This is a genomic window from Agathobaculum desmolans ATCC 43058, from assembly GCF_000701665.1.
GTDB lineage: Bacteria > Bacillota > Clostridia > Oscillospirales > Butyricicoccaceae > Agathobaculum > Agathobaculum desmolans.
The window spans coordinates 21,504-47,611 of record NZ_JNJN01000009.1; the positions used below are offsets into that span (position 1 = coordinate 21,504).

The 26,108-nt window shown below is 61.5% G+C and carries 26 protein-coding genes; 3 read left to right on the forward strand and 23 right to left on the reverse strand.

Going from position 1 to position 26,108, the window contains the following annotated elements:
* Positions 1-27 precede the first annotated feature (27 nt).
* The 20 genes from rsmB to T363_RS0104115 all read right to left on the reverse strand — a co-directional run bounded on the left by rsmB (position 28) and on the right by T363_RS0104115 (position 18,099).
* Positions 28-1,377: a 16S rRNA (cytosine(967)-C(5))-methyltransferase RsmB gene (rsmB, locus tag T363_RS0104020; RefSeq protein ID WP_031473480.1), complete on the reverse strand. Its 1,350-nt coding sequence runs from the start codon at positions 1,375-1,377 to the stop codon at positions 28-30.
* Positions 1,370-2,077, reverse strand: a complete 708-nt coding sequence (locus tag T363_RS0104025; RefSeq protein ID WP_031473482.1) for a zinc metallopeptidase — start codon at positions 2,075-2,077, stop codon at positions 1,370-1,372. The genes rsmB and T363_RS0104025 overlap by 8 nt, the downstream gene beginning before the upstream one ends.
* Positions 2,078-2,088: 11 nt before the next feature.
* Positions 2,089-3,012 carry a methionyl-tRNA formyltransferase gene (gene fmt, locus T363_RS0104030; RefSeq protein ID WP_031473484.1) on the reverse strand — a complete coding sequence of 308 codons (924 nt, stop codon included), beginning with the start codon at positions 3,010-3,012 and terminating at the stop codon, positions 2,089-2,091.
* Positions 3,009-3,509, reverse strand: coding sequence for a peptide deformylase (def, locus tag T363_RS0104035; protein ID WP_031473486.1), 501 nt, complete (start codon positions 3,507-3,509; stop codon positions 3,009-3,011). The genes fmt and def overlap by 4 nt, the downstream gene beginning before the upstream one ends.
* A gap of 3 nt (positions 3,510-3,512) precedes the next feature.
* A complete protein-coding gene (locus T363_RS0104040) occupies positions 3,513-4,115 on the reverse strand; it encodes a GNAT family N-acetyltransferase (protein WP_051643079.1) in 603 nt (200 codons plus the stop codon).
* 171 nt (positions 4,116-4,286) lie between these two features.
* Positions 4,287-6,740 carry a replication restart helicase PriA gene (priA, locus tag T363_RS0104045; RefSeq protein ID WP_031473490.1) on the reverse strand — a complete coding sequence of 818 codons (2,454 nt, stop codon included), beginning with the start codon at positions 6,738-6,740 and terminating at the stop codon, positions 4,287-4,289.
* Positions 6,741-6,798: 58 nt separating this feature from the next.
* Positions 6,799-8,001 carry a bifunctional phosphopantothenoylcysteine decarboxylase/phosphopantothenate--cysteine ligase CoaBC gene (gene coaBC, locus T363_RS0104050; RefSeq protein ID WP_031473492.1) on the reverse strand — a complete coding sequence of 401 codons (1,203 nt, stop codon included), beginning with the start codon at positions 7,999-8,001 and terminating at the stop codon, positions 6,799-6,801.
* Positions 8,002-8,004: 3 nt separating this feature from the next.
* Positions 8,005-8,391, reverse strand: coding sequence for a DNA-directed RNA polymerase subunit omega (gene rpoZ, locus T363_RS16435; protein WP_242840226.1), 387 nt, complete (start codon positions 8,389-8,391; stop codon positions 8,005-8,007).
* A 61-nt stretch (positions 8,392-8,452) separates the two neighbouring features.
* The gene (gene gmk, locus T363_RS0104060; RefSeq protein ID WP_034971612.1) at positions 8,453-9,019 is read right to left on the reverse strand and encodes a guanylate kinase; all 567 of its coding nucleotides are present in this window, start codon (positions 9,017-9,019) and stop codon (positions 8,453-8,455) included.
* Positions 9,006-9,269: a DUF370 domain-containing protein gene (locus T363_RS0104065; protein WP_031473498.1), complete on the reverse strand. Its 264-nt coding sequence runs from the start codon at positions 9,267-9,269 to the stop codon at positions 9,006-9,008. The genes gmk and T363_RS0104065 overlap by 14 nt, the downstream gene beginning before the upstream one ends.
* Positions 9,270-9,284: 15 nt before the next feature.
* Complete coding sequence (locus T363_RS0104070) at positions 9,285-10,160, reverse strand: YicC/YloC family endoribonuclease (RefSeq protein ID WP_322786170.1); 876 nt, start codon at positions 10,158-10,160, stop codon at positions 9,285-9,287.
* Between the two features lie 19 nt (positions 10,161-10,179).
* A complete protein-coding gene (locus T363_RS0104075) occupies positions 10,180-10,686 on the reverse strand; it encodes a hypothetical protein (RefSeq protein WP_154658733.1) in 507 nt (168 codons plus the stop codon).
* A complete protein-coding gene (locus tag T363_RS16675) occupies positions 10,686-11,300 on the reverse strand; it encodes a J domain-containing protein (RefSeq protein WP_031473504.1) in 615 nt (204 codons plus the stop codon). Before T363_RS16675 ends, T363_RS0104075 begins: the two co-directional genes overlap by 1 nt.
* Positions 11,287-12,171, reverse strand: a complete 885-nt coding sequence (locus T363_RS0104085; RefSeq protein WP_051643080.1) for a DUF5685 family protein — start codon at positions 12,169-12,171, stop codon at positions 11,287-11,289. The genes T363_RS16675 and T363_RS0104085 overlap by 14 nt, the downstream gene beginning before the upstream one ends.
* A gap of 157 nt (positions 12,172-12,328) precedes the next feature.
* Positions 12,329-12,742: a SoxR reducing system RseC family protein gene (locus T363_RS0104090; RefSeq protein WP_031473508.1), complete on the reverse strand. Its 414-nt coding sequence runs from the start codon at positions 12,740-12,742 to the stop codon at positions 12,329-12,331.
* A 117-nt stretch (positions 12,743-12,859) separates the two neighbouring features.
* On the reverse strand, positions 12,860-14,449 hold the full coding sequence (locus T363_RS0104095) for an NAD(P)/FAD-dependent oxidoreductase (protein WP_031473510.1): 1,590 nt from the start codon (positions 14,447-14,449) through the stop codon (positions 12,860-12,862).
* Entirely contained in the window at positions 14,446-15,729 is a 1,284-nt protein-coding gene (locus tag T363_RS0104100) for a CdaR family protein (protein WP_031473512.1), read from the reverse strand. Before T363_RS0104100 ends, T363_RS0104095 begins: the two co-directional genes overlap by 4 nt.
* The gene (cdaA, locus tag T363_RS0104105; RefSeq protein WP_051643081.1) at positions 15,726-16,625 is read right to left on the reverse strand and encodes a diadenylate cyclase CdaA; all 900 of its coding nucleotides are present in this window, start codon (positions 16,623-16,625) and stop codon (positions 15,726-15,728) included. The genes T363_RS0104100 and cdaA overlap by 4 nt, the downstream gene beginning before the upstream one ends.
* Positions 16,626-16,738: 113 nt before the next feature.
* Positions 16,739-17,866, reverse strand: a complete 1,128-nt coding sequence (locus tag T363_RS0104110; RefSeq protein ID WP_031473516.1) for an aminotransferase class V-fold PLP-dependent enzyme — start codon at positions 17,864-17,866, stop codon at positions 16,739-16,741.
* On the reverse strand, positions 17,863-18,099 hold the full coding sequence (locus tag T363_RS0104115; RefSeq protein ID WP_031473518.1) for a putative Se/S carrier-like protein: 237 nt from the start codon (positions 18,097-18,099) through the stop codon (positions 17,863-17,865). Before T363_RS0104115 ends, T363_RS0104110 begins: the two co-directional genes overlap by 4 nt.
* A 107-nt stretch (positions 18,100-18,206) precedes the next feature.
* On the opposite strand from T363_RS0104115, the gene T363_RS0104120 reads away from it, so the two are divergent.
* Entirely contained in the window at positions 18,207-19,409 is a 1,203-nt protein-coding gene (locus T363_RS0104120) for an ATP-binding protein (RefSeq protein WP_031473520.1), read from the forward strand.
* A 141-nt stretch (positions 19,410-19,550) separates the two neighbouring features.
* On the opposite strand, the gene T363_RS15005 is transcribed toward T363_RS0104120, so the two are convergent.
* Both T363_RS15005 and tsaA read right to left on the reverse strand, forming a co-directional pair.
* On the reverse strand, positions 19,551-20,975 hold the full coding sequence (locus T363_RS15005) for a S1C family serine protease (protein ID WP_051643082.1): 1,425 nt from the start codon (positions 20,973-20,975) through the stop codon (positions 19,551-19,553).
* 107 nt (positions 20,976-21,082) lie between these two features.
* Entirely contained in the window at positions 21,083-21,778 is a 696-nt protein-coding gene (tsaA, locus tag T363_RS0104130; protein ID WP_031473524.1) for a tRNA (N6-threonylcarbamoyladenosine(37)-N6)-methyltransferase TrmO, read from the reverse strand.
* 148 nt (positions 21,779-21,926) lie between these two features.
* Between tsaA and T363_RS0104135 the strand changes: the two genes are divergently transcribed.
* On the forward strand, positions 21,927-22,607 hold the full coding sequence (locus T363_RS0104135; RefSeq protein WP_031473526.1) for a response regulator transcription factor: 681 nt from the start codon (positions 21,927-21,929) through the stop codon (positions 22,605-22,607).
* Between the two features lie 3 nt (positions 22,608-22,610).
* A complete protein-coding gene (locus T363_RS15010) occupies positions 22,611-24,062 on the forward strand; it encodes a sensor histidine kinase (protein ID WP_051643083.1) in 1,452 nt (483 codons plus the stop codon).
* An 80-nt stretch (positions 24,063-24,142) separates the two neighbouring features.
* Here the strand turns inward: T363_RS15010 and T363_RS0104145 are convergent, their stop codons facing one another.
* Positions 24,143-26,017, reverse strand: a complete 1,875-nt coding sequence (locus T363_RS0104145; RefSeq protein WP_031473530.1) for a DUF4914 family protein — start codon at positions 26,015-26,017, stop codon at positions 24,143-24,145.
* Positions 26,018-26,108 lie beyond the last annotated feature (91 nt).

Below are 26,108 nucleotides of genomic sequence, written 5' to 3' on the forward strand. Positions count from 1 at the left end.
CGCCCGCCTGCTGCACCGGCAGAGCAGTTATGCCCGCCGGTGCAGTTTTGCAATAAAAAATCCGTCCGTATCGTGCAGCGGCGGCAACAGCGTCACCATGCCGTCCTCCCGTGCGCCGCATACCGGATGCGACCACGGCGCAGCCGCAAAATCCGTATGTTCCGCCAAAAACGCACGCACCACATCCTCATTTTCCCGCTGCAAAATCGTACAGGTAGAATACACCAGCGTGCCGCCCGGGCGGACATACTGCGCGCAGTTGCGCAGGATCTTCGCCTGCAGCGCCGACAGATTTTCCAGCTCCGCCGGGTTCTTATAGCGGATCTCGGGCTTTTTGCGGATGATGCCCAGTCCGGAGCAGGGCACATCGCACAGTACCACATCTGCCTGCTGCACCCACTCTGCACGGGATGCAGCCGCGTCCTGCAAGACCGTCTGCACATTGGACAGCCCCATCCGGTCGGCTCCCGCGCGGATGCGTTCCAGCTTGTGCGCGTAAATATCGCAGGACAGCACCTGCCCCTCGCCCCGCATCCGCTCGGCCATGGCAAAGCTTTTGCCGCCCGGTGCCGCGCAGCAGTCCAACACCCGATCGCCGGGATGGGGATCGGCTGCCGCGGCAGCCAGTGCGCTTGCCGCGTCCTGCACGGTCACGCGTCCTGCCGCAAATGCAGGCAGCGCCGCCACGTCCCCGCCGCTGCACAGCAGAATCTCCGCAAACGCGCGGTGCGGCGCAACGGTCAGCCCTGCGGCCTCCAGCTCCTGCGCCGCCTGTTCCGGCGTGGTGCGCAGCGTGTTGACGCGCACGGATACCGGTGTATCCGCATTATCCGCCCGACAGATACGCTCGGCCATTTTTCGCCCGAACTGCTTTGACCACAGGCGCACCAGCCATTCCGGATGGCTGTAACGCAGTGCGTAGTAACTTTCCTTATCCGGACAGTCGAGCGCGGGCAGCGCATCCTCCTGCACGGCCTGTGCCGCCCGGCGCAGCACCGCGTTGACAAAGGACACCGTCCGGTCGTTGGCATGGCAGTGCCGCCGCACCAGCGCCACGGTTTCATCCACTGCCGCATGGGCGGGGATCTTATCGAGCAGGATCAGCTGATACAGCCCCATCCGCAGGCAGATCAGTACCCGCGGCGCAATTTTCCCCAGCCGCACGCTGGAAAACCGGCGCAGATACCAATCCAGCAGCATCTGGTTTTGCACCGTGCCGTACACCAGCCGGGAAGCCAGTGCCGCATCGCGGCCGGTCAGCCCGGCACGCGCCAGATAGTGATGCAGTGCACCGTCCGACCATGCGGCTTCCTCCGTCATGGAAAACAGGGTGAATGCCGCAGCTTCCCGCGGTGTGCGCGGTCGTTTCTCAATCATCGCGGTTCCGTCCTCCGAAGATCAGCAGCACACGCAGCAGCTGCGCGAGCGATACCGCCAGAGCGGCCACATAGGTCATTGCCGCAGCGGTCAGCGTTTTTTTCGCCATGGGGTACTCCTCATCGGTCAGCAGACCGCCCTGCTCGATCGCGGTCAGCGCACGGTTAGAGGCGTTGACCTCGACCGGCAGCGTGATCAGCTGGAACACGGTGGACAGAGAAAACGCCAGAATACCGATATCGAGCAGCATACCCGAATTGAGCACCAGGCCGAGCACCAGCAGCGGCAGCGCCGCCGACGAGCCGATCTGCGTGACCGGGATAATCGCCGCACGCAGCTTAATGGGGAAATACCCCTGCGCATACTGCACCGCGTGCCCCGCCTCGTGCGCCGCTACGCCGATCGATGCCACCGAGGTGGAAGAATACACCGCGTTCGACAGGCGGATGGTATTGGTGCGCGGGTCAAAATGGTCATTCAGCTTGCCGGCCACCCATTCGATGCGCACGCCGGTCACACCGTTCTGACGCAGCACCGCTTCCGCCGCCTGTGCGCCAGTCAGTCCGCGGCGGTTCATCACCTGCGCATACCGGTTGAATGTGCTTTTCACCTTGCCTTGCGCCCAAAACGCAAGAAACAGACAGGGCACGACCAGCACGATATAGTACATATCGATTCCATAGTAACCGAAATAAGGCATGATACGCTCCTTTATTCACCCAAAACAGTTTGTTTTTCCACGCTATGTCCCCGCAGGAAATCCGTGTCCCGCATCCGCTTGCCGCCGACAAGCTGAATCTCGCACAGGCGCAGCGCACCCGTGCCGCAGGCGACCAACAGACCCTTTTTCGGATCGCTTTCCAGCACTGCACCCGCCGCGCCGCTGCCGGAAACCACCTCCGCCGCGAACACCTTGAGCCGCGCGCCGTCCAGCGTAGTCAGCGCGACCGGCCACGGGTTCAGCCCACGGATCAGGCAGTCGATCTCGCGGGCAGACTTCGACCAGTCGATCACCGCCATCTGCTTATCCAGCATATGGGCATAGCAGCTCTGCGCTTCCTCCTGCGGCTGCGGCACGATGGTATCAAGCTGTGCCAGCGTTTCCACCAGAAGCGCTGCACCCGCCGCCGCCAGCCGGTCGAACAGCTCGCCCGCTGTCTCCCGTGCGCCGATGGGGGTTTCGTATTTGAGCAGCATATCGCCCGTATCCAGCCCCTCAGCCATCTGCATGGTGGTCACGCCCGCCACCGGGTCGCCCGCGATAACCGCCCACTGGATAGGCGCCGCCCCGCGCCAGCGCGGCAGCAGCGAACCGTGCACATTGATGCAGCCGCGCGGCGGGATCTCCAGCACAGCCCGGGGCAGCAGCTTGCCGTATGCCGCCACAATGATCGCCTCAGGTGCAAGACCGCGCAGGCGCGCCTGCTCCTCTTCACTTTTCAGGGTGCCGGGCTGATACACCGGAATATCGTGCCGCAGCGCCAACTCCTTGACCGGCGGCGCTGTCAGTATCTGCTTGCGTCCCTGCGGCTTATCCGGCTGGGTGTATACCGCCGCAATCTCATGCCCCGCATCCAGCAGCGCCTGCAGGCTTGGCACGGCAAAATCCGGCGTGCCCATAAATACCAGTCTCATTCCGCGTCGTCTCCGTCCTCTGCCTGCATCTGCTCCACGTCCACATACTCCTCTACCTTTTCAGTAAACAGATGGCCGTCCAGATGCTCGGTCTCATGGCAGAAGCACTGCGCCACAATGCCCTCGCCCTCCCGCTCGAACCAGTTGCCGTTCCGATCCTGTGCGCGGATCTTTGCCCATGTCGGACGGGTGACGTAGCCGTACACACCCGGCACGGACAGACAGCCCTCGACCACACGATCCTCGCCGCGCTGCTCGATCACTTCCGGATTGACCAGCTCGACCATTTCCTCCGGCTCGGTGTTGACATCCAGTAAAACAACCACGCGGCGCAGGATGCCCACCTGCGGCGCCGCCAGACCGACGCCGCCCGAATGCTCCAGCGTTTCCCGCATATCATCGATCAGCGTATGCAGGCGGCCGTCGAACTTTTCCACCTTGCGGCTGCGTCTCAGCAGCTGCTCGTCACCCTGCGTTAAAATTTTGCGAAGTGCCATGGTTCATTCCTCCATATTTATCATTTCCGTATAGGTTTGCAGACATTCTTCGATCTCCCGCGGCGGCAGTGCGCCGAAAGGCACGATCGGCTGCGGCGCCTGTGCACCGCCGAGCATTTTTTCAAACCAGCCCACATCGTGCCACCTGCCATGCTTCCAGCCCGAACGATGCCACACCCCCGCCGGCACAAAGCCCAGCGCGGTATGTAGCCGCTCACTGGCAGCATTGGGCAGCGTAACGCAGCCGTACAGCCGCCACACCCCCTGCCGTTCCAGCAGGTCGATCAGGCAGCGGTAAAGCACGCCTCCCGCGCCCTGTCCCTGCACGGCGGGCGACAGATAAACCGACAGCTCCGCGTCCCAGTCAAAGGCCGCGCGCTCCCGCAAACGGTGCGCATAGGCGTAGCCTTGCGGCACGCCGTCCCTCTCCAGCACCAGATACGGGTAAACCGCCGCCGTTTCTGCGATCCGACCGGCAAATTCCGCCGCCGGCGGCACGGTATATTCAAAGGTCACCGCTGTATCCCGTATATACGGCGCGTAGATATCCAGCAGTGCCGCCGCATCACCCACTGCCGCCTTACGTATGGCACACTGTCCTTTCATATTGTATCCTCCGCGCCCCAGCGCGCATTTCATAGGAAATTGCGGCATACCGTAATTTCCATCAAAAGTCAGGACATACGCCTGCCTTTTGATACCCCGACCCAGCCGCCTTGGGCGGCATCCGGGGGTAGCAGGACGCGGTTTCTGCCGGAACCGCGTCCCGTAATACGTTTACAGGTCCGGGTTCTCCTCCGCAAACACGGTCACGCCGCGGTTTTTGCTGTCCTGCAAAAACTCACGGATAACACCCGCGATCAGCGCCCGCCAGCGCGGCGTGCTGTCCGCCCGCATGGTCAGGTGGTAGCGGTAACGCCCCATCACCCGAACGACCTGCGCCGCCGCCGGGCCGAGCACGGGCGCTTTCACATCCGCATACTGTCCCTCCATCAGGCTTTGCAAACGGGTTTTGAGTGCCAGCAGGCTTTGCAGCACCTGCTGCTCAATTTCGCCCACTGCGGTCAGCAGGGTCAGACTGCACACCGGCGGACAACGCAGCGCCTGCCGGGTCTGCATCTCCTGCTCAAAAAAGCGCTCGTAATCCTGCCGCGCCGCCGCCAGAATGACCGGATGGGACGGGCTGTATGTCTGGATCACCGCCCTGCCGGTATCGAACCGCCGCCCCGCCCGGCCGACCACCTGCGTGATCAGGGCAAAAGTGCGCTCACGCGCGCGGTAATCCTGCGCATACAGGCTTTGATCTGCATCCAGCACGCCGACCAGCGTCACGTTTTCGAAATCCAGCCCCTTGGTCACCATCTGGGTGCCGAGCAGGATATCCGCCTCCCCCTTGGCAAAGGCGGCAAACAGCTTTTCGTGCGCGCCCTTGGTGTGCATGGTATCCGCATCCATACGGAGCACGCGGGCATCCGGAAACTTTTCATGCAGCTCCTGCTCGACCTTCTGCGTACCCGGGGTTTCGGTGAACAGATGCGTCCCCCCGCACACCGGACACGCCCCGGTGATCTTGACCGATGCGCCGCAGTAGTGGCACATCGCCCGGCCCGAGGCCGAATGATAGGTCAGGTTGGTCGAGCACGAGGGACATTCCGGCACCCAGCCGCACAGCGCACAGCCAATGACCCGGCTGTTGCCCCGCCGGTTGAGGAACAGGATCGCCTGCCGTCCCCGCGCCAGCGTATCCGCCAGCTCCTGCTCAAGCTGCGAACCGATCACGCCCGGGCGGCCTTCCCGCGCCTGACCGCGCAGATCCGCGATCGCCACATCGGGCAGCCCCGCGCCGAGGAACCGCTCCCCCAGCGTGAAAACCGGATATTTCCCCTGCCGGGCGCCGTAGTACGTTTCCACCGAAGGGGTGGCTGAGCCGAGCACCAACAGGGCTTTTTCCTGCACGGCGCGGTATTTTGCCACGTCGCGCGCATGATAACGCGGATTTTGCTCGGAGCGGTACGCGCTGTCCTGCTCCTCATCCAAAATGATCACACCGAGCCGCGCCACCGGCGCAAACACCGCTGACCGCGTTCCGATCACCACGCGGCCGCGCCCCGAGCGGATTTTTTTATAGCTGTCGTACCGTTCGCCCGCCGATAGCGCCGAGTGCAGCACCGCAACCTGATCCCCAAAGCGGGCGGCAAACTGCCGCAGCATCTGGGGCGTCAGACCGATCTCCGGCACCAGCAAAATCGCGCCTTTGCCCTGCTGCAGCGCCCGGTCGATCAGCTCCAGATAGATCTGTGTCTTGCCGCTGCCCGTTACGCCGAACAGCAGGGCGGCGCGGGCGGCGTTCTCGTCCAGCAGGGCGGACAGGCCGTCGTAAACCTGCTGCTGCGCCGCACTCAGCACGGCAGGAGCGGCAGGCGGCACCGCGGAAAAATCCGGGGTGCGCAGCCGTTCCTCCTGCCGGACACGCAGCAGCCCTTTTTTGACCATATCGCGCAGCGCCGCATCCGAAACGCCGGTCATATAAGTCAGTTCCTTCCAGCTCATCCAGCCGCCGTCCGCCAGCACGGAAACCACATCCATCCGCGCCGGGCTGCGCCGGCTGATATGCGCCATCGCCTCACCCGCCTCCATATCCAATGCAAGCATCTTTTCGGTTTTATCGCCCGTCTTCTGCACGGTATTACTGTGATAGAGCAGAATTCCCTCACCCGTCAGCGCATCCAGCACCCGGGTAACGCTTTTGCCGCCCAGCCGCTGCCGGATCTCTGCCGCTGCCAACGTTTGTCCCGGCTGGTCAAACAGGGCGAGCACCGCACCGGCCTCTCCCTCCCGCGTGTGCAATGCTGCCGGGTCTGCCTGTGGCGCCAGCGTATACGTCTCCTGCCGCCGAAACCACAGCCCCGCCGGCAGGATAGCGTGCACGCAGTCGAAATACGTGCAGTACAGCCGCTCCCGCATCCAGGCAGCCAGCCGCAGCTGCCCCGCGGACAGCACCGGCTCGTCATCCAGCACCTCAACCACCGGCTTGAGCCGGTAGCCGCCGTCATCCTGCCGGAAGGCCAGTACGACCGCTTCCGCTCGTTTATTACCAAAGCCGAACGGCACGAGAACACGGGTGCCGATCTGCACCTGTTCCCGCAGCTCGTCCGGCACGCGGTAAGAATATAGCTTGTCGATCGCATAGGTTGCCGCGTCCACGGCTACCGCGCAGATTTTTTCCGCCATCAGTCAAATACTACTCCCTACGCAGTTTGTTGCCCCGCCGCAGGGTGGGGCAGTATTGTCAGCCCTGCGCCGCACGCTGCAGCAGTCGGTCGAGGATGATATCGCTCAGCGCCTCCTTGCTCATCAAGGGCGGCGTTTCCCGGGTGCCGTCCGCATACAGCAGGGTGACCAGATTGGTGTCCGTGCCGAAGCCTGCGCCCTTATCCCGCAGCGAATTGGCAACCAGCATATCGCAATTTTTGCGCCGCAGCTTATCTGCCGCGTTGTCCAGCAGGTTTTGTGTCTCCATCGCAAAGCCGCACAGCATTTGTCCCGGACGCTTGCTGTGTCCAAGCGCGGCAAGAATATCAGGATTGCGCGCCAGCGTAACCGTCAGCTCCCCTTCGCCCTTTTTCAGCTTTTCGGGAGCGGTCTCTGCCGGGCGGTAATCGCCCACGGCCGCCGCCTTGATGATCATATCCTGCTGCGCCGCCCGCGACACAACTTCCTCATGCATCTCCCGCGCGGAAACGACGTCCACCCGGTGTACGCCGTGCGGTGTTTCCAATGCGGTCGGACCGGAGACCAACGTCACCTCCGCGCCGCGCATGGCCGCGCGCGCCGCCAGCGCATAGCCCATCTTACCGGTCGAGTGGTTGGACAGGAAGCGCACCGGATCCATTGCCTCCTGCGTTGGCCCGGCGGTAACCAGCACGCGCTTTCCGGCCAAGTCCTGCGGCGCAAGCGCCTTTTCGATGCCCCACAGAAGGGTGGGGGTATCTGGCAGCTTGCCGCGTCCCGTATCGCCGCAGGCCAGACGGCCCGCCGCCGGCTCCACGATATGAAAACCGCGCCGCCGCAGCGTGCGCAGATTTTCCTGCGTCACCGGATTATCGTACATCCCGGTATTCATCGCCGGTGCGATCACAACCGGCGCCTTGGTGGCAAGCAGGGTGGTCGTTACCATATCATCCGCGATGCCGTGCGCCGCCTTGGCGATCACATTCGCCGTGGCCGGTGCGATGACGAACACATCCGCCGCTTTCGCCAGCGAGATATGCTCGACCTCCCACGCAAAATCGCGGTCAAAGGTATCCACCACCGTGCGGTAGCCGGACAGGGTCTCAAACGTCATCGGGGCGATAAACTGCGTGGCCGATTCGGTCATCAGCACGCGCACCGCCGCCCCGGCCTGCCGCAGCTTGCTGGTCAGGTCTGCCGCCTTATAGGCTGCAATGCCGCCCGTTACACATAAAACGACGGTCTTTCCTGCCAACCCCATGGCTCAGCGGTCCTCCTCCGGCACATCGCCGTCATCCAGCTCGTGGTCATCAAACTCGTCGAGGCGATGTGCTTCCGTCTCCTCCTCGCCATCCGTCATATCCTGCGGCTGCTCATCTGCATCCAGATCGATCGCATCGTCCACATCCACCATTGCCGCCGCGATTGCATTGTTCTGTGCGATCACCGGCGCAACACGCGGACCCGGACGGTAAACAACCTCGCCCGCGGCGATTTCATCGAGCGCAAGCTTTACCGCCTTATCGGACAGCTGCTCGCCGCTCTCCTCAGCCTGATCGGCAATATCACGGGCGCGCTGCGCGGCCAGATTGACCAGCAGATAGCGGTTGCCCACACGTTTCATCAATTCCTGCATCGAAGGTTTCAGCATAATGTGTTTTCTCCTTTATTTCCCAAACTGGTATTGCATTGTTATGTTCGTTTTGCGCCGTTTATGTACGCCGTTCAGCCAAAATGCCCTGCAATTCGCGCACAGCGCGGTCGATCTCATCGTTCACCACCACATGGTCGAAGCGATCGGTATACTGCATCTCCCGCTGCGCGGTTTCCAGCCGCCGGCACACCTTTTCCTCATCTTCTGTGCCGCGCCCGCGCAGGCGGTGCGCCAGCTCCTCAAAGGAGGGCGGCGCGATAAACACCATCACCGCATCCGGACGTTTTTCGTGCACCTGCATGGCGCCCTGCACCTCGATCTCGAGGATCACGTCGTATCCGGCGTCCAGCTTTTCATTGACCGGCGCCTCCAGCGTGCCATAATAGTTATCTACATATTTTGCATGTTCTAAAAATGCATTCTGCGCGATTTTTTTCTCAAAATCCGCCTTGGAAAGGAAGTAATACTGCACGCCGTCCACTTCCCCCGGACGGGGCGCGCGTGTGGTTGCGGAGATCGAGAAAAACAGACGGTCATCCGCCGCCATCAGCCGGGAGAGCAGCGTGCCCTTGCCCGCGCCCGAAGGCCCGGTAAATACATACAGTGTTCCCTTACGCATCTTCATTCACGCCTCCATCCTCTTCCCCGGCAAAGCGCGCGGCCACCGTTTCCGGCTGCAGCGCACTGAGCACCACATGGTCACTGTCCATAATCAGCACGGCGCGGGTACGGCGGCCGTAGGTGCCGTCCACCACCATGCCGCGGTCGCGCGCTTCCTGCACAGTACGCTTGACCGGCGCAGACTCCGGGCTGACAATCGCAATCAGCCGCGAGGAGGCGACCATATTCCCAAAACCGATATTGATGAGCTTCATCCGCGCCGCCCCCTGTTATTCGATATTCTGGATCTGCTCACGGATCTTTTCGATCTCGCTCTTGATATCCACTACAATACGCGCCATATCCACATCGTTCGCCTTGGAGCCGATGGTATTGGCCTCTCGGTTCATCTCCTGCACCAAAAAATCCAGCTTGCGGCCAACCGGCTGGGTCTCGCGCAGCATGCCGTCCAACTGGTGCAGGTGGCTGCGCAGGCGGACGGTCTCCTCATCCACTGCGGTCTTATCTGCATAAATCGCCGCCTCGGTCAAGATGCGGGTCTCGTCAATGCTGGTATCCGCCAGCACCTCGCGCATACGGGTCAGCAGCTTTTCGCGGTATTCTCGCACCCGCTCCGGCGAGCGTTTTTCCACCTCGCCGACCATACGCTCGATCGCCGCGCAGCGGTCGCGCACATCCTCGGCCAGCTTTTCCCCTTCGCGCTCGCGCATCTGGTTAAAGCCGTCGCAGGCGGCTTCAAACACGGCGGTCACATCGCGGATCATCTCGTCCGCATCCTGCTCGATACGCTCCGAGCCGAGCACATCGGGCAGCTTGGCCAGCACGCTCACGGTCACATCATCCCGCAGGCCGTAATCATCACCCAGCTCGCGCAGCGCGGCCAGATAGCGTTCGGCCAGCGCATGGTTGACCGTAACGGCAACGTCGCCGCCCTCCTCGGCCTCCACGCCGACGAACACCTCGACCTTGCCGCGGGCGATCCGCGCCGCAGCCGCTTTTTTTACGGCGTCATCCAAAAAACCATATTGCCGCGGCGCCTTAACGGTACAGTCCAGATACCGGTGGTTGACAGCGCGCAGCTCGACCGTGATCGTCCTGCCGCTGCGCTCCTCCTTCGCACGGCCGTAGCCGGTCATACTTTTCATAATCCTCTTCCCCTTTATTTTATTCGGGCGGCAGCATCCTGCGCAGCACGGCGATCAGCCGCGACAGCCCGATATCGTACACCATAAACACAAAATTAGCGGCAAACCACAGCACAGCCAGCTTAAAAAAGCCGGGCAGCACAATTCCGCCCAGCAGGCCCCATGCCGCCAATGCACCCGCGGCCGCCAGCACAACATTAAAATACACGAGCTTGATCCCCATCTGCACCTGACGCGGCAGCCGCGCTTCGATCAGATATTTTACCACAGGATACAGCCCGCAAAACAGCACATAGGCCACAACCACGCCTTTGCGCGGCACGATCAGCGCACCGAGCAGCGAAGCCGCCAGATACAGCATCACCGCTGTGCGCAGATGCGCCCGCCGGAGCAGCGGCACAGCCGATGCAATGCCCGCCGCAATGCAGCAGGCCGGGCCGATCGCGGAAGCTGCGCCGCCCACATACAACAGCGCCACGGCGGCTGCGGCCAACAGCCCGCCGCGGGCAATCTCACGCGCGTCCATCAGCAGCCCGCGCCGCAGCACGAGTTCAGGCAGCAGTTACACACCGCCAGCTGCAGGCAGAAATCACACATACTGGCCTGCTGCATCGGCCGGTAACCGCCGTAGCCGCCGGACATGTTCAGGTTGTTGAGCGCTGTGCGGTATTCCAGATTGGAAGGGTCCATCTGGCAGGCCTGCGTATAAGAGCGCGCGGCCTCGTCATACCAGCCCTTGCGGTAATACACCGTGCCCATCAGGAAAAACCACTCGGCATCCCGGCCGGCGGCGCGCTGCAGCAGCTGCTCTGCCATGCCCAGATTGCCCTGATTGATCGCCTGCCGTACCTGGCTGTACAGTGCCGCGTTCGCGCCCGTATAGCTGCGCTGCTGGCCGCCGTACTGCTGGCCGCCATACTGCTGCTGGCCGCCCGATGCACCCGCCGTTTTGCCCGATCGTTCGTTCATGATCTGGTCGTAAGCCTCGTTGATCTCCTTCATACGGGCTTCCGCCAAGTCGGCCAGCGGGTTATTGATATAGTTATCGGGATGATATTTGCGTGCCAGCTCGCGGTATGCGCGCTTCACGTCGTCGTCACTTGTCTGCGGCGTGACGCCCAGCACCTTATAGGGATCCATGTTTACCCCATCCTCCGTTCGTTTGGTACGTGCCGTCCAGCACCTGACGGGTCGCCGCCGGCATACCTAAAAAAATAATATTGCGGATCAGCTCCGCATCCCGCCGCACCTCCAGCAGATCGAACGCCATGCAGATATCAGCGAGCGACCGCTCGAGCGTGCGCTCCAGCGGTTGTTTTATCTCTGTCAGCTCCGGTGTGTGCAGGCCGTAGCGCAGCACCACCGGATTATAATTGCCCTGCTCCATATCCTCCTGCACATCGGCTGCGGCATCCAGCAGGTATACCCACCGCCCGATGTGGTAAAACATCTGCCGCAGCACGCGCTCGCGCACGTCCCCGGTCGGGGGGACGACGGCTGCGGTCATCCGTGCTGAGGCATCCGCCGCGCGGTCCATCGAAGCGCAGCGTTCCCGCTCGAGCGCCTGCAGGTCGTCCAGCGCATGCACCATCTCGCGGTCCGCCTCTGGCAGACGGGCACGGGCGTTTTCGTAGCCGCGCCGCCCGATCCTGCACAACAGCCCGGCCAGCAGGCGTTTCGGCCCGGTTTCATCGGCAAGGCTGTCCCGGAATTTATGATAGGTGAGCAGCACACTCACGTCCGCCGCCAGTTCCAGCGCGGCATCCGCAGGGGCGCAGGGCCGCTTGGTCAGCGGATGCGCATCGCACCGTCTGCCGCAGGGCGGGTCGGTGGTTTGCTCCCCACAGCCCGCAACCAATGCAAAAAAGGTCATGTCGTAGCTGAGAAAATAGGTGTAAAACCGCCCGTAGCGTGCACGGATAGCATGGCACAGACCGCAGTACACCTGCTGAAACCGGTCAGCCTCCTTCACCCGCAGTTCCGGCTTTACCGGACGGATATAGCCAAACATACATAACCCCTTTTTCCGCATCCGCAGTGCGGTTTTGCGTATTTAATTTATTGTACCGAACTTTTTCCGATAAGACAAGGGCGAAACCGATAAAATCAGTAAAAGTTCACAAAAAATTCAGAGCCTTTTCAGCAGATGCCATAAGGTTCTCTGCCGTTTACAGGCGGCGGGTAATTTCAAACGGCACCTCGTTGCGCTGCTTCACGCGCCGGTTGTACCAAATTGCCGCCAAAATGCCGATCACAAACAGCACGCCGCCGCTCAGCGCCGCCGTGCCGCTTCCCGCGCCCATTGCGCCCGCCGCCGCGTAGCCGGCAAAAAACAGCACCACCGGCAGCAGATACACCAGCACAGCGATCCCAAGCACCTGCCCGGTCTCACCCTCTATCAGCACGCGTTCACCTACCTGCGCCTCAGCGCGGTTGCGTGCGGTCACGTACAGCGTCTGGGTTTCCAGCCCGCCGCAGCCGCCGCACTTGGCACAGTCATGCCCGCAGGCCGAGCGGCGCGTCACCTCGATCTCCGCCATGCCGTCCGGCAGCAGCTTTTTGATCGTTCCCTGTTGGGTCATCGTTTTGTCTCACCTTTCCATTACGAATCGCTTATCGAATGGAGAATGGAGAATAACGGAACGGCCCAAGGCCGCGCATTGTATCCGCGCGTCAATTCTCCATTCTTCATTTTTTATTTACTCCAATACCGGCGCATATTCCTCCATAATACGGTAGGCTGCCCGGATACCGTCCACCGCTGCGGACATGATGCCGCCTGCATAGCCTGCGCCCTCGCCGCAGGGGATCAGCCCCGCGCCCGAAAGGGAAAACAGATCGTCCCCGCGCGTCATCCGCACCGGAGAGGAGGTGCGCGTTTCCGGTCCGGTCAGCAGCGCGTCCGCCGCATCAAAGCCGCGGATCTTTCTGCCGAAATACGGCAGGCTGTCGCGCAGCATCGCCTGCGCAAAGGCAGGCAGGCTGGCCGCCGCCTCTCCGTACTGCACGCCGACCGGATAACTCGGCCGGACTTCGCCCGCGCGCACGCTCGCCCGTCCCGCCAGAAAATCCCCCACGCGCTGACAGGGGGCGCGGTACGAGCCGGTCTGCGCGTAGGCCGCGCGCTCGATCTGCCGCTGCAGCGCCACGCCGCCGAACGGCGTACCATCCGCAAAATCCACGGGATCGGCCGAAACCGCCAGCGCGGCGTTGGCATTTTTTCCGTTCCGCGCATGATAGCTCATCCCGTTGGTCACAACGGTGTTTTCCTCGCTCTGCGCCGCGACCACCACGCCGCCCGGGCACATGCAGAAGGAATAGCAGGCCCGTCCCCCCGCGCGGCGGGACAGGTTATACTCCGCCGGCGGCAGCAGCGGATGCCCCGCGTATTTCCCATACAGCGCACGGTCCAGTTCGCTTTGCAGGTGCTCGATCCGCACGCCGACCGAAAACGCCTTTGGCTCAAAGTATACCCCGTTTTGGTGCAGCACTGCAAAGGTATCCCGCGCGGAATGTCCGATCGCAGCCACTGCCCGTTCGCACGGAACGGCATCGCCGCCCGCCTGCACCGCACGCAGCACGCCGTTTTGCAGCGTCACCCCGGTCAGCGCGGTGCGGAAGCGCACCTCACCGCCGTTTTGGATGATTGCGCACCGCATCGTGCGCACCACGTTTTTCAGAATATCCGTTCCCACATGGGGCTTGGCCTTTTTTACAATATCAGACGGCGCACCGTGCGCAGCCAGCGTTTGCAGAACGGTGTCGCACAGCGGATCGCCGATGCGGGTGGTGAGCTTGCCGTCCGAATACGCGCCTGCGCCGCCTTCCCCGAACTGGATATTGCAGTTCGTGTCCAGCGCGCCGCCCGACCAGAACGTATCGACCGCGCGGTCGCGTTCCTCGAGCGCACCGCCGCGTTCGAGCACAAGGGGTGCGTAGCCGTATTTTGCCAGCGTATAGGCGGCAAACAGCCCCGCCGGCCCCAGCCCGATCACCACCGGACGATGCTCCAGCCGCTTACTTCCCCGCGGCACTGTGGGCTTTTCATCCGGTTTATAACGCACGAAGGGCATTTGCAGGGTTTCTGCAAATGCCTTTTCGTCCCACGGCGCATCCAAGCGCACCGTATATACGCGAGCGATGTGCCCGCGCCGCGCATCCACGCTGACGCGGTACACCGCCGCCTGTATCTCCTCTGACCGCAGACCGGTCAGACGCCGCGCTTCCGCCATCGCCTCCTCCTCCGGCCGGTCAAACGGCAGCCGGATATTGCTGACCAGCAAGCTCATTCCGCCACCCCGCTTTCCGCGGGCGGCGCATCGTCCTCCGTGATCTGGATCTCGACCTCGACATCCTCCTGCACCAGCGTAACGCCCGCCGGCAGGCCGGTCGCAGCAACCAGACCCTTTACCTTGTGCGTACCCACGCCAAGCGAGACCGAATCAAACGTCAGGCCGATGGTCAGCGTATTCAGATCGACCTGTTCCAGCGCACTTTCGCTGCCGCGCAGCTCAACCTCGACCGAGTCGGTCAGCACGGACACGGTGTACGGTGTCTGCACATGCGCGGTATCGGTCGGCATAAAGCGTGTTACCTCCACCTTGCGGGTGGAAACGCTTTCCTCTTCCTTTACGCTGATCGTCACACGCGCCGTGGCTGACTGTCCCGCATCCAGCCGCACGCCTTCCGGCAGCGGAATCTCCATTTCAATCGGCACGCCGGTGCGCACATTATCCAAATCGATCGCACCCAGATTGATCTCGGGCAGCCCTGCCAGAATATTCTGATCACCCAACAGGCGCACCGTATCCGGATCAATGCTCACATCAACCTGATCGGTTTTCAGGGTATCGCCATCGGTCAGCGAAACCGCCAGCTTGACGCTTTCGACCGGGTAAACCGGCACCCGCACATTGATCGTATCCGTCTGGCTGGTCACATGCGTGCCGGTGATCGGATTGCCCGCATCGTTATATAGCGTGATCGTGCACTCCCCGGTAAAGGTCGCGCTGCATCCATCTACCGGAATGGTACCGTACGCATAGGCAACCTCGCGCAATTCGGATGCCGGTCCGGAAACCGTGATCTCCTTGGTGGTCGCAGGCTCGGGCGTGTCGGCACGGTAGCCGTCCGCCGGAATGCCGGTCGTTTCCACGCGCACCGGCACGGTTTCAGTCACAACCTTGTCGATCAGCACACGCGCCGAAACGCTGCCGGCCTCCACATCGTTTACGCCGACCGTAACGCGCACGGGCAGTGTATATTCCCCCGCCCCGTCCGTAATGCCGGAAACATCCACCGTTGCCGCGATCCGGCGGCGCAGGGAAGCGTTGGTGATCTCCGCATTCGGGCCGCGCACCGTGATATTCACGCTTTCCGTCGATTCGATCACCGACAGGCCGGTATTGCCCAGCAGGGTATCTGCCCCGATGACCGTCAGCGGCACATTGCTGATCACATTGGTTTTGATCGGATTGACCGCGTCCCGCGCCAGCACCCACAACACAAGCGCCAGCAGCAGCGACAGCAGGCGCAGCCAGATATCATGCTTTTTCATAAACTGCTTCATCGGCCCGCGCCCCCTTTCCATTTGCTGCGCAGCGCGGCGATCCGGTTGGTATCCGGTTTTTCCGAAGAAAGCAGCTCGGATTCCAGCACCTTGCGCAGCACCTCGGGCGACAGGTGACGCTTGAGCATACCGCCGATCGCAACCGAGATCGCGCCGGTTTCCTCCGAAACGACCACCAGAACGCTGTCCGCCGATTCGCTCATACCGACCGCAGCGCGGTGGCGCGTGCCCAGATCACGCGACAGGTTTTGGCTGCCCGAAAGCGGCAGCACACAGCCTGCGGCATGGATGCGGCCATCACGCATGATGAGCGCCCCATCGTGCAGCGGGGTGTTTTTGAAAAAGATGTTTTTCAGCAGCTCGGGCGAAGGGTCCGCGTCCAGCACGGTGCCCGTCGCAGCGATCTCACCCAGCCGTTCCTTGCGCTCAAACACGATAAGCACACCGGTTTTGGTTTTTGCCATATCCGCGCAGGCCGCTACGGTAGCGTCGATTGCCGCCTCAATCGCACCGGGATCGTCCGCCGGAACAAGCAGGCGGCTCAGCTTGCCCTTACCAAGCTGCTCAAGCAGCCGGCGCAGCTCGGGCTGAAAGATGACCACCAGCACAAACGGCGCGTAATACACGGCAGTCTGCAAAATAAACGAAATCGTTGTCAGCTGGGCAAAGCTTGCCAGCAGCAGGATGAGCAGCAGCACCAGAATACCCTTGGCCAGCCGCGCCGCACTCGTATCCTTGAGCAGCTTCATCACCCGGTAGATGATGTAGGCGACGATCAGGATATCAATGATATCCATGATGCCCGCCGTTTCCAGCGAAGCAATGCTCTGCTGGATCGAGCTCCATAAATCGATATTCTGCATCCTCGGATCAAAAAAATTCTGAAATGTTTCCATATATTCACCTGTCCTGTTTATTCTCAGCCCTCCGCATCGCGGAAAGACAGGGGATTTCCTTATTTATACTACCACAACCTGCCCCTCGTTGTATAGCGTATTCGGGAAGGTGTTCATAGTTTTTTTACGGTTTCTCCGATCAGCGCTGCCGCCTGCTCGGCCTGATGCACGGTAGAGTAAAAGGAAAAGGACAGGCGAACCGTGCCGGTCTGCTCGGTGCCGGCGGTGCGGTGAGCCAACGGGGCGCAATGCAGTCCGGCGCGCACCGCCACCCCCTGCCGTGCCAGCGCCTCGGCCACCGTTTCGGACGGCACGCCCGGCACCCGGAAGGACAGCACGCCCGTCTGCGCGGGATGGGCAAAGCACTCGATGCGTGTCTCCCGCTCGAGCGCACGGGCGGTCTCCGCCGCCAGACGCCGCTCATGCGCCAGCATATGCGCCGGTCCGACCGCCCGCACAAACGCCAGCCCGGCAGCCAGTCCCGCAATGCCGGGCACATTAGGCGTGCCGCTTTCAAGCGCATCGGGCAGGAATTCCGGCTGTGCCATCTGTTCGGACAGACTTCCCGTTCCGCCTGCCAGCAGCGGATGCGCGGCGATCCGGTCATCCAGCGCCAGCAGCAGCCCCGTGCCCTGCGGTCCGTAAAGCGCCTTGTGGCCGGGCATACACACCGCCGCAAGGCAGGGATACCGGCGCACATCCAGATCGATCATCCCGGCGGACTGCGACGCATCCAGCAGCAGCGGCACGCCTGCGGCATCCAGCAGGCCGGCAATCGCATCAAGCGGCGCCGCATACCCAAACACATTGGATACATGGTTGAGGATCATCAGCTCCGCCCCGTCGTCCAGCGCCTGCTGCGCGGCTTCCACCATCGCTTCGGCATCCCACAACGGTGTATCAAGCACGACCGGGTCGATCCCACGCAGCGTGAGCGGCCGCATCACGGCGTTGTGCTCATATCCACCCACCGCTACCCGCATCCCCGGCTGCACCAGCGCATGGATCGCCAGATTCAGCGCGTGCGTGGCATTCATCGTGCACACCACCCGCGCCGGATCCTCCACGCCGAACAGCGCCGCGGCCTGCTCCCGGCAGGCATACACGGTCTCTCCCGCGCACAGCGCCGCCGCGTGTCCACCGCGCGCATACCCCGCCGCACCGTGCATAGCCTGCCGCACCGCTTCCTCCACTGCGCGCGGCTTATGCAGGGTGGTGGCTGCATTATCCAGATAAATCATACGCCCACCCCCTCTTCCAGCACGCGGCAGGGTACAATACCAAGCTGCCGCAGGCGGTACAGCACCCCGTCGAGCTGCGGCGCATCCACCCGCACCGCCCAGCCGCACGATTCTGTGCACGCATGGCGCGGCGGACGGGTCACCTCCCCCGACACTCCCATCTGTCCCAGATGCCGCCGCAGGCCGACCGCTTCGGTCTGGCTGCGGCATATCAAAAGCGCATAACGGCTCATCGCCATTCTCCTTCCTGCTTTATTCTCTCCTCATCCTATGTTGCATCCGCCGCCGAAGTGTGCTATGCTGTGACCGGATAAAAAACCATGCTGCGGAGGTATGATCCATGGAACTTTCCACCCTTTCCCTGCACGTACACGCCCTTTCCGTACTGCGCGGCCTGCACCGGCATCCGCTCGTGCACGCCTATGCGGATACGCTGGATGCACTCGACCGCAGTCCCGCTGCTTTTGCCGACTGCTACGGCGCACTGTGTGAAGCGCTGTTTGCCTGCGGCGGGGCGCACCGTGCACTGCTTGATGCCGTCCATTTTGATGCCAACACCCTGACCGACCGGCTGGACACACCCGACCCGTCCCTGCTCGATGCCGCCACGCACGATATTGCCGCGCTGAACGGCCTGCTTGCCTTAGACGGCGCCGCGCTCAAGGCTGCCGCCGCCGGACGCTTCGGGCTGCCCGCACTGCACGCGCTGCCCGATTTTCCCGCAGCCGCGCCTCTCCCCTTCCGGGACGGTGCCTCGCTGGCCAGCTTCTACCGCGCACAGGGCTACGGTTTTTTTGCGCAGTCCTCCGCCTTTGCCATGCAGGATGACGGTACTGCCGCCCCCATCGTGCACCCGGATACCATCCGCCTGCACGACCTGCCCGGCTACGAGCGGCAGAAGCAGCAGATCCTCAAAAACACCCGCGCCTTTCTGGACGGGCGCGAAGCCAATAACATCCTGCTCTACGGCGACAAGGGCACCGGCAAATCCTCCACCGTCAAGGCGGTGGTCAATGAATATGCCGGCCGCGGGCTGAAGATCATCGAAATGTCGCCCCGGCATATTACCTGCTTCCCGCGCCTGTTTGCCGAAACCCTGCGCTCCCCCTTCCGTTTCATCGTCTTTCTGGACGACCTATCCTTCAGCCGCGAGGATGACAATTTCGCTGCGCTCAAGGCGTTTATCGAGGGCGGACTTGCCGGGAAACCCGCCAATCTGGTGATTTACGCAACCAGCAACCGCCGTCACCTGATCCGCGAGACCTTTGCCGACCGCGAAGGCGACGAAGTGCGCGTGCGCGACAGTCTGGAAACGGTCACCTCCCTGTCCGACCGGTTCGGACTGGAGATCACTTTCTCCGTACCGGATAAGGATGAATACCTGTTTATCGTCGATCAGCTGGCCGCCGAAAACGGGCTGACCCTTCCCGCCGACCAGCTCCACCTGCTGGCCGAGCGCTTTGCCCTGCGGCGCAACGGACGGTCGCCGCGCACCGCGCGGCAGTTTATCAGCCAGCAGCTTGCCGACCGGTACGAAAAATAACCCGCATCCGCCCCACCGCGCAAACGGCACACGCCATGCCAATCCCCTAAAGGCACAAAAAAGTCAGGCACATGTGCCTGACTTTTTATGCTTTTGCGGTACATTCTCTTGTGAACGCACGGTTATTTCCGGATCAAACGATTACCAGCCGAAGAACGGGAACGGGCTGTAATAGCCGCCGCCCTGCTCCTGCTGCGGGGCTTCCTGCTGTGCAGCAGGGTCATCGCCCTCCAGATCATGCGCATCCATCAGCGTAACCTTGATGTTGATCATCTTATCTGACGAAATGCGATATACCGTCAGCGTCAGCGTATCGCCGGCCTTTTTGTTCTCCTTCACGCTGTTGATGTCATCCATTGTCGGGGTGGGCTTGCCATCCACCGCGGTGATCACATCACCAACCTGCAGGCCCTCCTTCGCCGCCTTGGCGCGCGAGTCGATCGAATATACCTGCACACCGGACACACTGCCATCGGTCGATTCCACATTTTTACCGGTAATACCAATCGACGGACGGCCGGTTACATAGCCGTTGGCGATCAGCTCATCGACGATCTCCTTTGCAGTATTGATCGGGATCGCAAAGCCCATGCCTTCAATCGAAGCCGCGCTGAACGCATTGCCCGACAGCTTAGCCGAGGTAATACCGACGACCTGCCCGTATTTATTGATAAGCGCGCCGCCCGAGTTGCCCGGGTTGATGGACGCATCGGTCTGGATCAGGGTCATCACGCGGTCGTTGATGGTCACATCGCGGTTGATCGCGGAAATACGTCCGCCCGTGATCGTGTTGGCGAACTGCACGCCGCCGGGCGAACCGAGTGCATACGCATATTCGCCGGGCTGCAGCGCATCCGAATCACCGAACTCCGCCGCAGCCAGCTCCCCTTCCGGGGTGACCTTGAGCACCGCCAGATCGGTCTGCTCATCCGTACCGATGACCTCGGCGGCCAGCTGGTCGCCCTCACTGAGCTGCACCGTGACCTGCGCGGCGCCTTCCACCACATGGTTGTTCGTGATCACGTAGCCGTCCGCCGTCATGATTACGCCCGATCCCGTCCCGGTGCCGTTCGGTGTCTCCGCGATGACCGATACGATCGAGGGACTGACCTTTTTATAGATCTCCTCCCCCGCAAGGCCGTTGACCACATCGTAGTTATCCGGATCCAGCTTTGGGGTATCCGCGATCTGCACGGTCGGCAGCGGACCGGCCGCAGAGCCGTCCGCCGCAGGATCCGCCCCGCCGCTGAACGCGAACGTGCCGAGCAGGGCGCCGCCCGCAAACAGCAGGCATGCCGCGCCTACGCCGCACAGGCCGATCACTACCGCCTTGCCATGCCCCTTCTTTTTCGGGGGCTTACCCGCACCGCCGGGCTGGCCGTCCTGCGGGGGCTGCTGCTCCTGCTGCGGCGCCTGATAGGCCGGATGCTGCACCGGCGTTTGATACGGGGTGCGCGGCTCGGCATCCTGCGGTGCGGACGGAGCCGCCCCATTGTTCTGCTGCGGGGGGATATATCCATCGCCGTTCTGCTGCGGCGTTTGGTTTACGTTGTTGAACTCATCCATTGCTGATGGCCTCCTATCGAGTTTATGCCCTCATTCTAAAGCTGCTGTGTGGATGTTTGTTGAAAACAATATGAATATTTTTTGAATTCCGCGCGGCGCACCGCCGGTCATTCCCGCCCGGCGGGCGTAATGCCGGTCACCGTCAGGCGATCGCCGGATACGGCAAAGCGCACCTCAAACCCGGCAAACGGAAAGCCGTAGACCCGATCTGCCTCCGCCTGATAGCCGGGGCGCGGGTCCTGCGCCAGCGCGTCCAGCAGCGGCTGACGCCGGTCGGGCGGCAGCCGGTCGAGCAGGGCCGGCGGGCAGTCCACCTCCATCCTGCGCTGTAAAATGGGATCGGCAAAGCCGCCCGCCGCTTCGGGATGGGCGTCCGTATACGCGAGATACGGCTTGATGTCGAACAACGGCGTGCCGTCCATCAGGTCTGCACCGGAAACATACAGCACCGGGCCTTCGGGCGTATGCAGCTCGACCCGACCGAGCCGCACCGAGGACAGGCCGATCGCATTCGGACGGAACGGCGACCGCGTGGCAAACACCCCCATCCGCCGGTTACCGCCCAGCTTGGGCGGGCGCACCGTGGGCGACCAGCCCGCGCGCTCGGCTTCGGAAAAATGCCAGATAAGCCACAGGTGGGAGTAGCCTTCGATGCCGCGCAGCGCATCTGCGTTGCGGTAGGGCGGCTCAAACACGATGCGGGCAGGCACGTCCGCCAAGCCGCTTTGACGCGGGATGCCGAACTTGGTGGGGAAATCGCTGCGGATCCGCGCGATGATCTGCATAGGTATGGGCTGTAACATAACGCTTCCTCTTTTTTCTTGAGATGCTTTGATTATAGCATGCCCGCCGCACACGCACAATTACCGGCCTTGCTTTTACAGATTGTTAATGCTTTTTCCGGCGGAAGGCGTTATAATGATAGCATACTCCGGGAAAGTAGGGAAACATATGGCAAAAAAGATATTGATCGTCGAAGACGAAGCGAATATCCGCGAATTGCTGCGGCTGTATCTGGAACGCGAGGGCTATACCGTGCTGGAAGCCGAAAACGGCGTAGAGGGCATCAAGCTATGGAAAAGCGAAAAGCCGGATATGCTGCTGCTTGATGTGATGATGCCCGTAATGGACGGCTGGGCCGTCTGCAAGGAGATCCGCGCGGAGAGCGACGTGCCCATCATCATGCTGACCGCCAAGGGCGAAACCGCGGACCGTGTTTCCGGTTTGGAAATGGGTGCGGACGACTACATCGTAAAACCGCTTGAAATGCCCGAGGTCATCGCGCGCGTGCGCGCGGTATTCCGCCGCATGGCGCCGGACGACGCCCCCGAAAAGCTGGCGTTCGACAATCTCATCATCGATAAACAGGCCTACGATCTGGTCATCAAGGGCAAACGCATGGATGCGCCCCCCAAGGAAATCGAGCTGCTGTACTATCTGGCCTCCAGCCCCAACCGGGTATTCACCCGTGCGCAGCTATTGGATGATGTGTGGGGCTTTGACTACTTCGGCGACACCCGCACGGTCGATGTGCACGTCAAGCGTCTGCGCGAAAAGCTCGAGGGCGTTTCGGACAAGTGGGAGCTGAAAACCGTTTGGGGTGTCGGCTATAAGTTCGAGACCAAGGAGTAAGCCATGGGAAAACACAGTTTTTTCTTCAAAAACTATGTGACGCATCTCATCCTGATCGTGTGCGCATTCGCGGTGGCGGGCGGGGTTTTCCACTACCAGATGAGCAATTACGCCCTTGCCTCCAAGCAGGCTGAGCTGCGCACGACCGTGCAGAGCTTGGCCGAGCAGACCCGGCTGATGCTGGGCACGGATTCCGAGATCATCCAGCAGATCTATATGATCTCGATCGGCACGGTTGCCAAGGAGGATGCGATCACCGTATACGTTACCGACCCGAACGGCTCCATTCAGGTGATCGCCGGGCCGGACGGCCTTGCCACCACAGCGCCCGACTACCGGCTCTCGCAGGAGGTTGTGCAGCAGGTGCATCGCACCGGCAGCTATGCTGAGGTCGGGCGTCTGGGCATGATGGACGATAACTCCAGCTATACGGTCGGCACCGGCGTAACCGGTCCGGATAACCAGCTTTCCGCCATGGTGTTCGTTTATACCAAGGATGCCGCCGCTGCCGATATGGTGCGCCATTCGACACAAACGCTCATGCTCATCCTGCTCATCACGCTGGCAGTGGCGCTCATCCTGTCGTTTATCCTGTCCCAGCACATGACACGGCCGCTCAAGGTGATCGCGGGCGCTGCCAAGGAATTTGCCGCCGGCAACTTCGAGGTGCGCGTACCGGAGGATAACCACTGCTACGAAATCGACGAGCTGGCCGTATCCTTTAACAACATGGCACGCGACCTCAACCAGCTCGAAGAGCTGACGCGCGGCTTCATTTCCAATGTCAGCCACGAATTCAAAACCCCGATGACCACCATCGGCGGCTTTGTAGACGGCATGATCGACGGCACGATCCCTGCCGGCCAGCGGGATAAATATCTGCACATCATCGCGGAAGAAAGCCGCCGCCTGTCCCGCATGGTGGGTCGGATGCTGGATGCCGCCAAGATCCAATCAGGCGAGCTGATCCTTAACCCCGCACCCTTTGATTTTTCCGAGATGACCACCCAAATTCTGCTTTCATTCGAGCAGAAGATCGAAAAAAAGCAGCTTGAGGTAAACTGCGAAATGGATGACCGCCTCATCGTAATGGGCGACCGGGATCATCTGTACCGCGCCGTTTATAATCTGGTGGACAACGCAGTAAAGTTCATCAATCCAAACGGCTGCCTGCGGCTGCGCGCCCATCCGGATGGCAAGTTCTGCACCTTCTCCATCCGCAACACCGGTGCGGGTATTTCCGCAGAAGACCTGCCGCACGTGTTCGACCGTTTCTATAAGGCCGACCGTTCCCGCTCCATGGATAAGACCGGCGCGGGTCTGGGGCTGTATATCGTCAAAAACATCATCAACCTGCACGGCGGCGAGATTTCGGTCAGCTCCAACGGCGGCGCGACCGAATTTGAATTCACACTGCCGCTCGCCCCACAGCAGCTGCCGGGCAGCAAACAATAAGCTTTCTTCCAAACAAAAAGGCTTGGCGCATACGCGCCAAGCCCTTTTTTCAAACCAATATTCGCTTTATGCCGGTTTCCTTACAGGTTGGTCGGGGTGATCGCCTCGAAATCCGCAAGCGAACCGCCGTTCATGAAGCACTCGATGATCTGGCGGCCCAGCGGGTCCAGCTCCGGCGTATCGAACTTCTGCAGCTCCTTGCGGAAGAAATCCGTCAGGATCTTCGCACCTGCATCATAGCCTTCCGTGCCGACACGATCCTGCGTATCCACGCGCAGATACTTGGAACGGATACGCTGTCCGTCGATGGTCATATCCTTCATCGCATAGCCAAGCAGCGAGCAGCGGGCAGGCACCAGATGCTCCCGGCGGATCTTTGCGCCGCCGTGGCGTGCCAGATACTCACGGCTGATCCACTCGGCCGCAAAGCCGACCTTGTACACACCGATATGCTGGTTCGGAATAAGCACATAACGGGTGTTCGGGCTTGCCATGATCTGCTGCAGCAGCAGGTTCGCCTGCTTGACACGCTGACCGGTCGCAAACGGCCAGTAAGAGCCAACGCCCTCGCTCTTCAGCTCATTCCCCGTTACAATAGAGGGGTTGTTGAAGCCGCGCGGCGCCACCAGACGCCACAGCCACGCCAGCGCCGGCGGGATAATGTGCATCATACCCATGATACCGTAATTCGGGTTCTCGCGGGTGGAGGGGGGCATACGCACGCCGAACGAGCGCACATCGACCTCGACCGGCTCCTTCACGATATGCGGGATATCCCGGCGCGGCACGATGGCGCGCGGGTTGGAGCACGGCTTGCCGTTGGAATCCTTGGTATGCTCCCAAATCAGCAGGGTCGCGCCCGCATGGCCTTCCATATTGAAGAAGCAGAGCGGTTCCTTCGGCTCGGTGCAGATGCGCTCGTAAACCGGGTCGCTGCCGTAATGCGTTACGCTGTCCATACGGAGGAACCAGCCGTCCTCACCATCCACCAGCACCAGCTTGCCCGACTTGTTCTGGATCGCCGGATAGCAGGTTGCCATATCGTCGCACACCGGCTCGATCCAGCAGGTCATGCCCATATTGATATAGGTTTCCTCACCGGTCACGGTGTTGGTCGAAAGCAGCACGCGGCCTTCCTCGTCGCGGGCGATATACTGCAGCATTTCGCTCTTGCCGCCGCCCGAAGCACCCTCGTGCATGATGACCATTTCGTTCTCATACGGCGTGACCAGACGGCCGCAGGAGGTATGCGCGGTTACCCAGCCCTCCTGCTCACCGATATCGAGCAGCACCGAATAGACGCCCTTTTTGGCAGACGGACCGGGATACAGGTTATAAGAGAACACCTCGTGGCAGTCATCCAAACGGTTGTGCACAACAACCTGCTTGCCCGCGAAATGCGTGTGGCGGAACGGAGGCGCAACGTAAACGATGGCGCGCGGCGCGTAGCCCTCGCACTCCCTCGCGTTGACAAAGCCCTGCAGGTGCGCCAGCGCAAACGCAAAAAACGCACATGCCTTGGGGCAGACCAGCATCGAGCCGTAGCCGTAAATATTACCGCCCGAATTAAAGGGCATCAGAACCAACTCCTGCGTTTTGAACCATTCCATGGTTTCGCGGCGCAGATCGGCAAAGGGATAGCCGTACACATCCGCAAAACGCTTTTTGTCCGTCGGCTTATCATCCGCAATGCGCATACAGTCCGGCTCACGGCGGCGCATGTAATCCTCTACAAAATTAACCGAGGCACCGTTTTTGCAGTGGGTTACGTCCGCTTCCTTAATCGGACCCTTGCCCGGCACATCGAACACAACGTCATACACGTCCTCATGGTTCGGGCCGAACACCATATCATACAGCTCCGCCTTGGTTGTCGGAACCGATACGCCCTTACAGTTTTCGATCACATCGATCAGTTCATCTGTAAACGTAAATTTACTAAGCAGAGAGTTCATCTGGTTGTTATCCTCCTTACTGCACCGCCCCGTCCTTCCCATTTGCGAAGCGCTGCGCCTGCGAGCATTGTTAATATTTTCACAATAAACA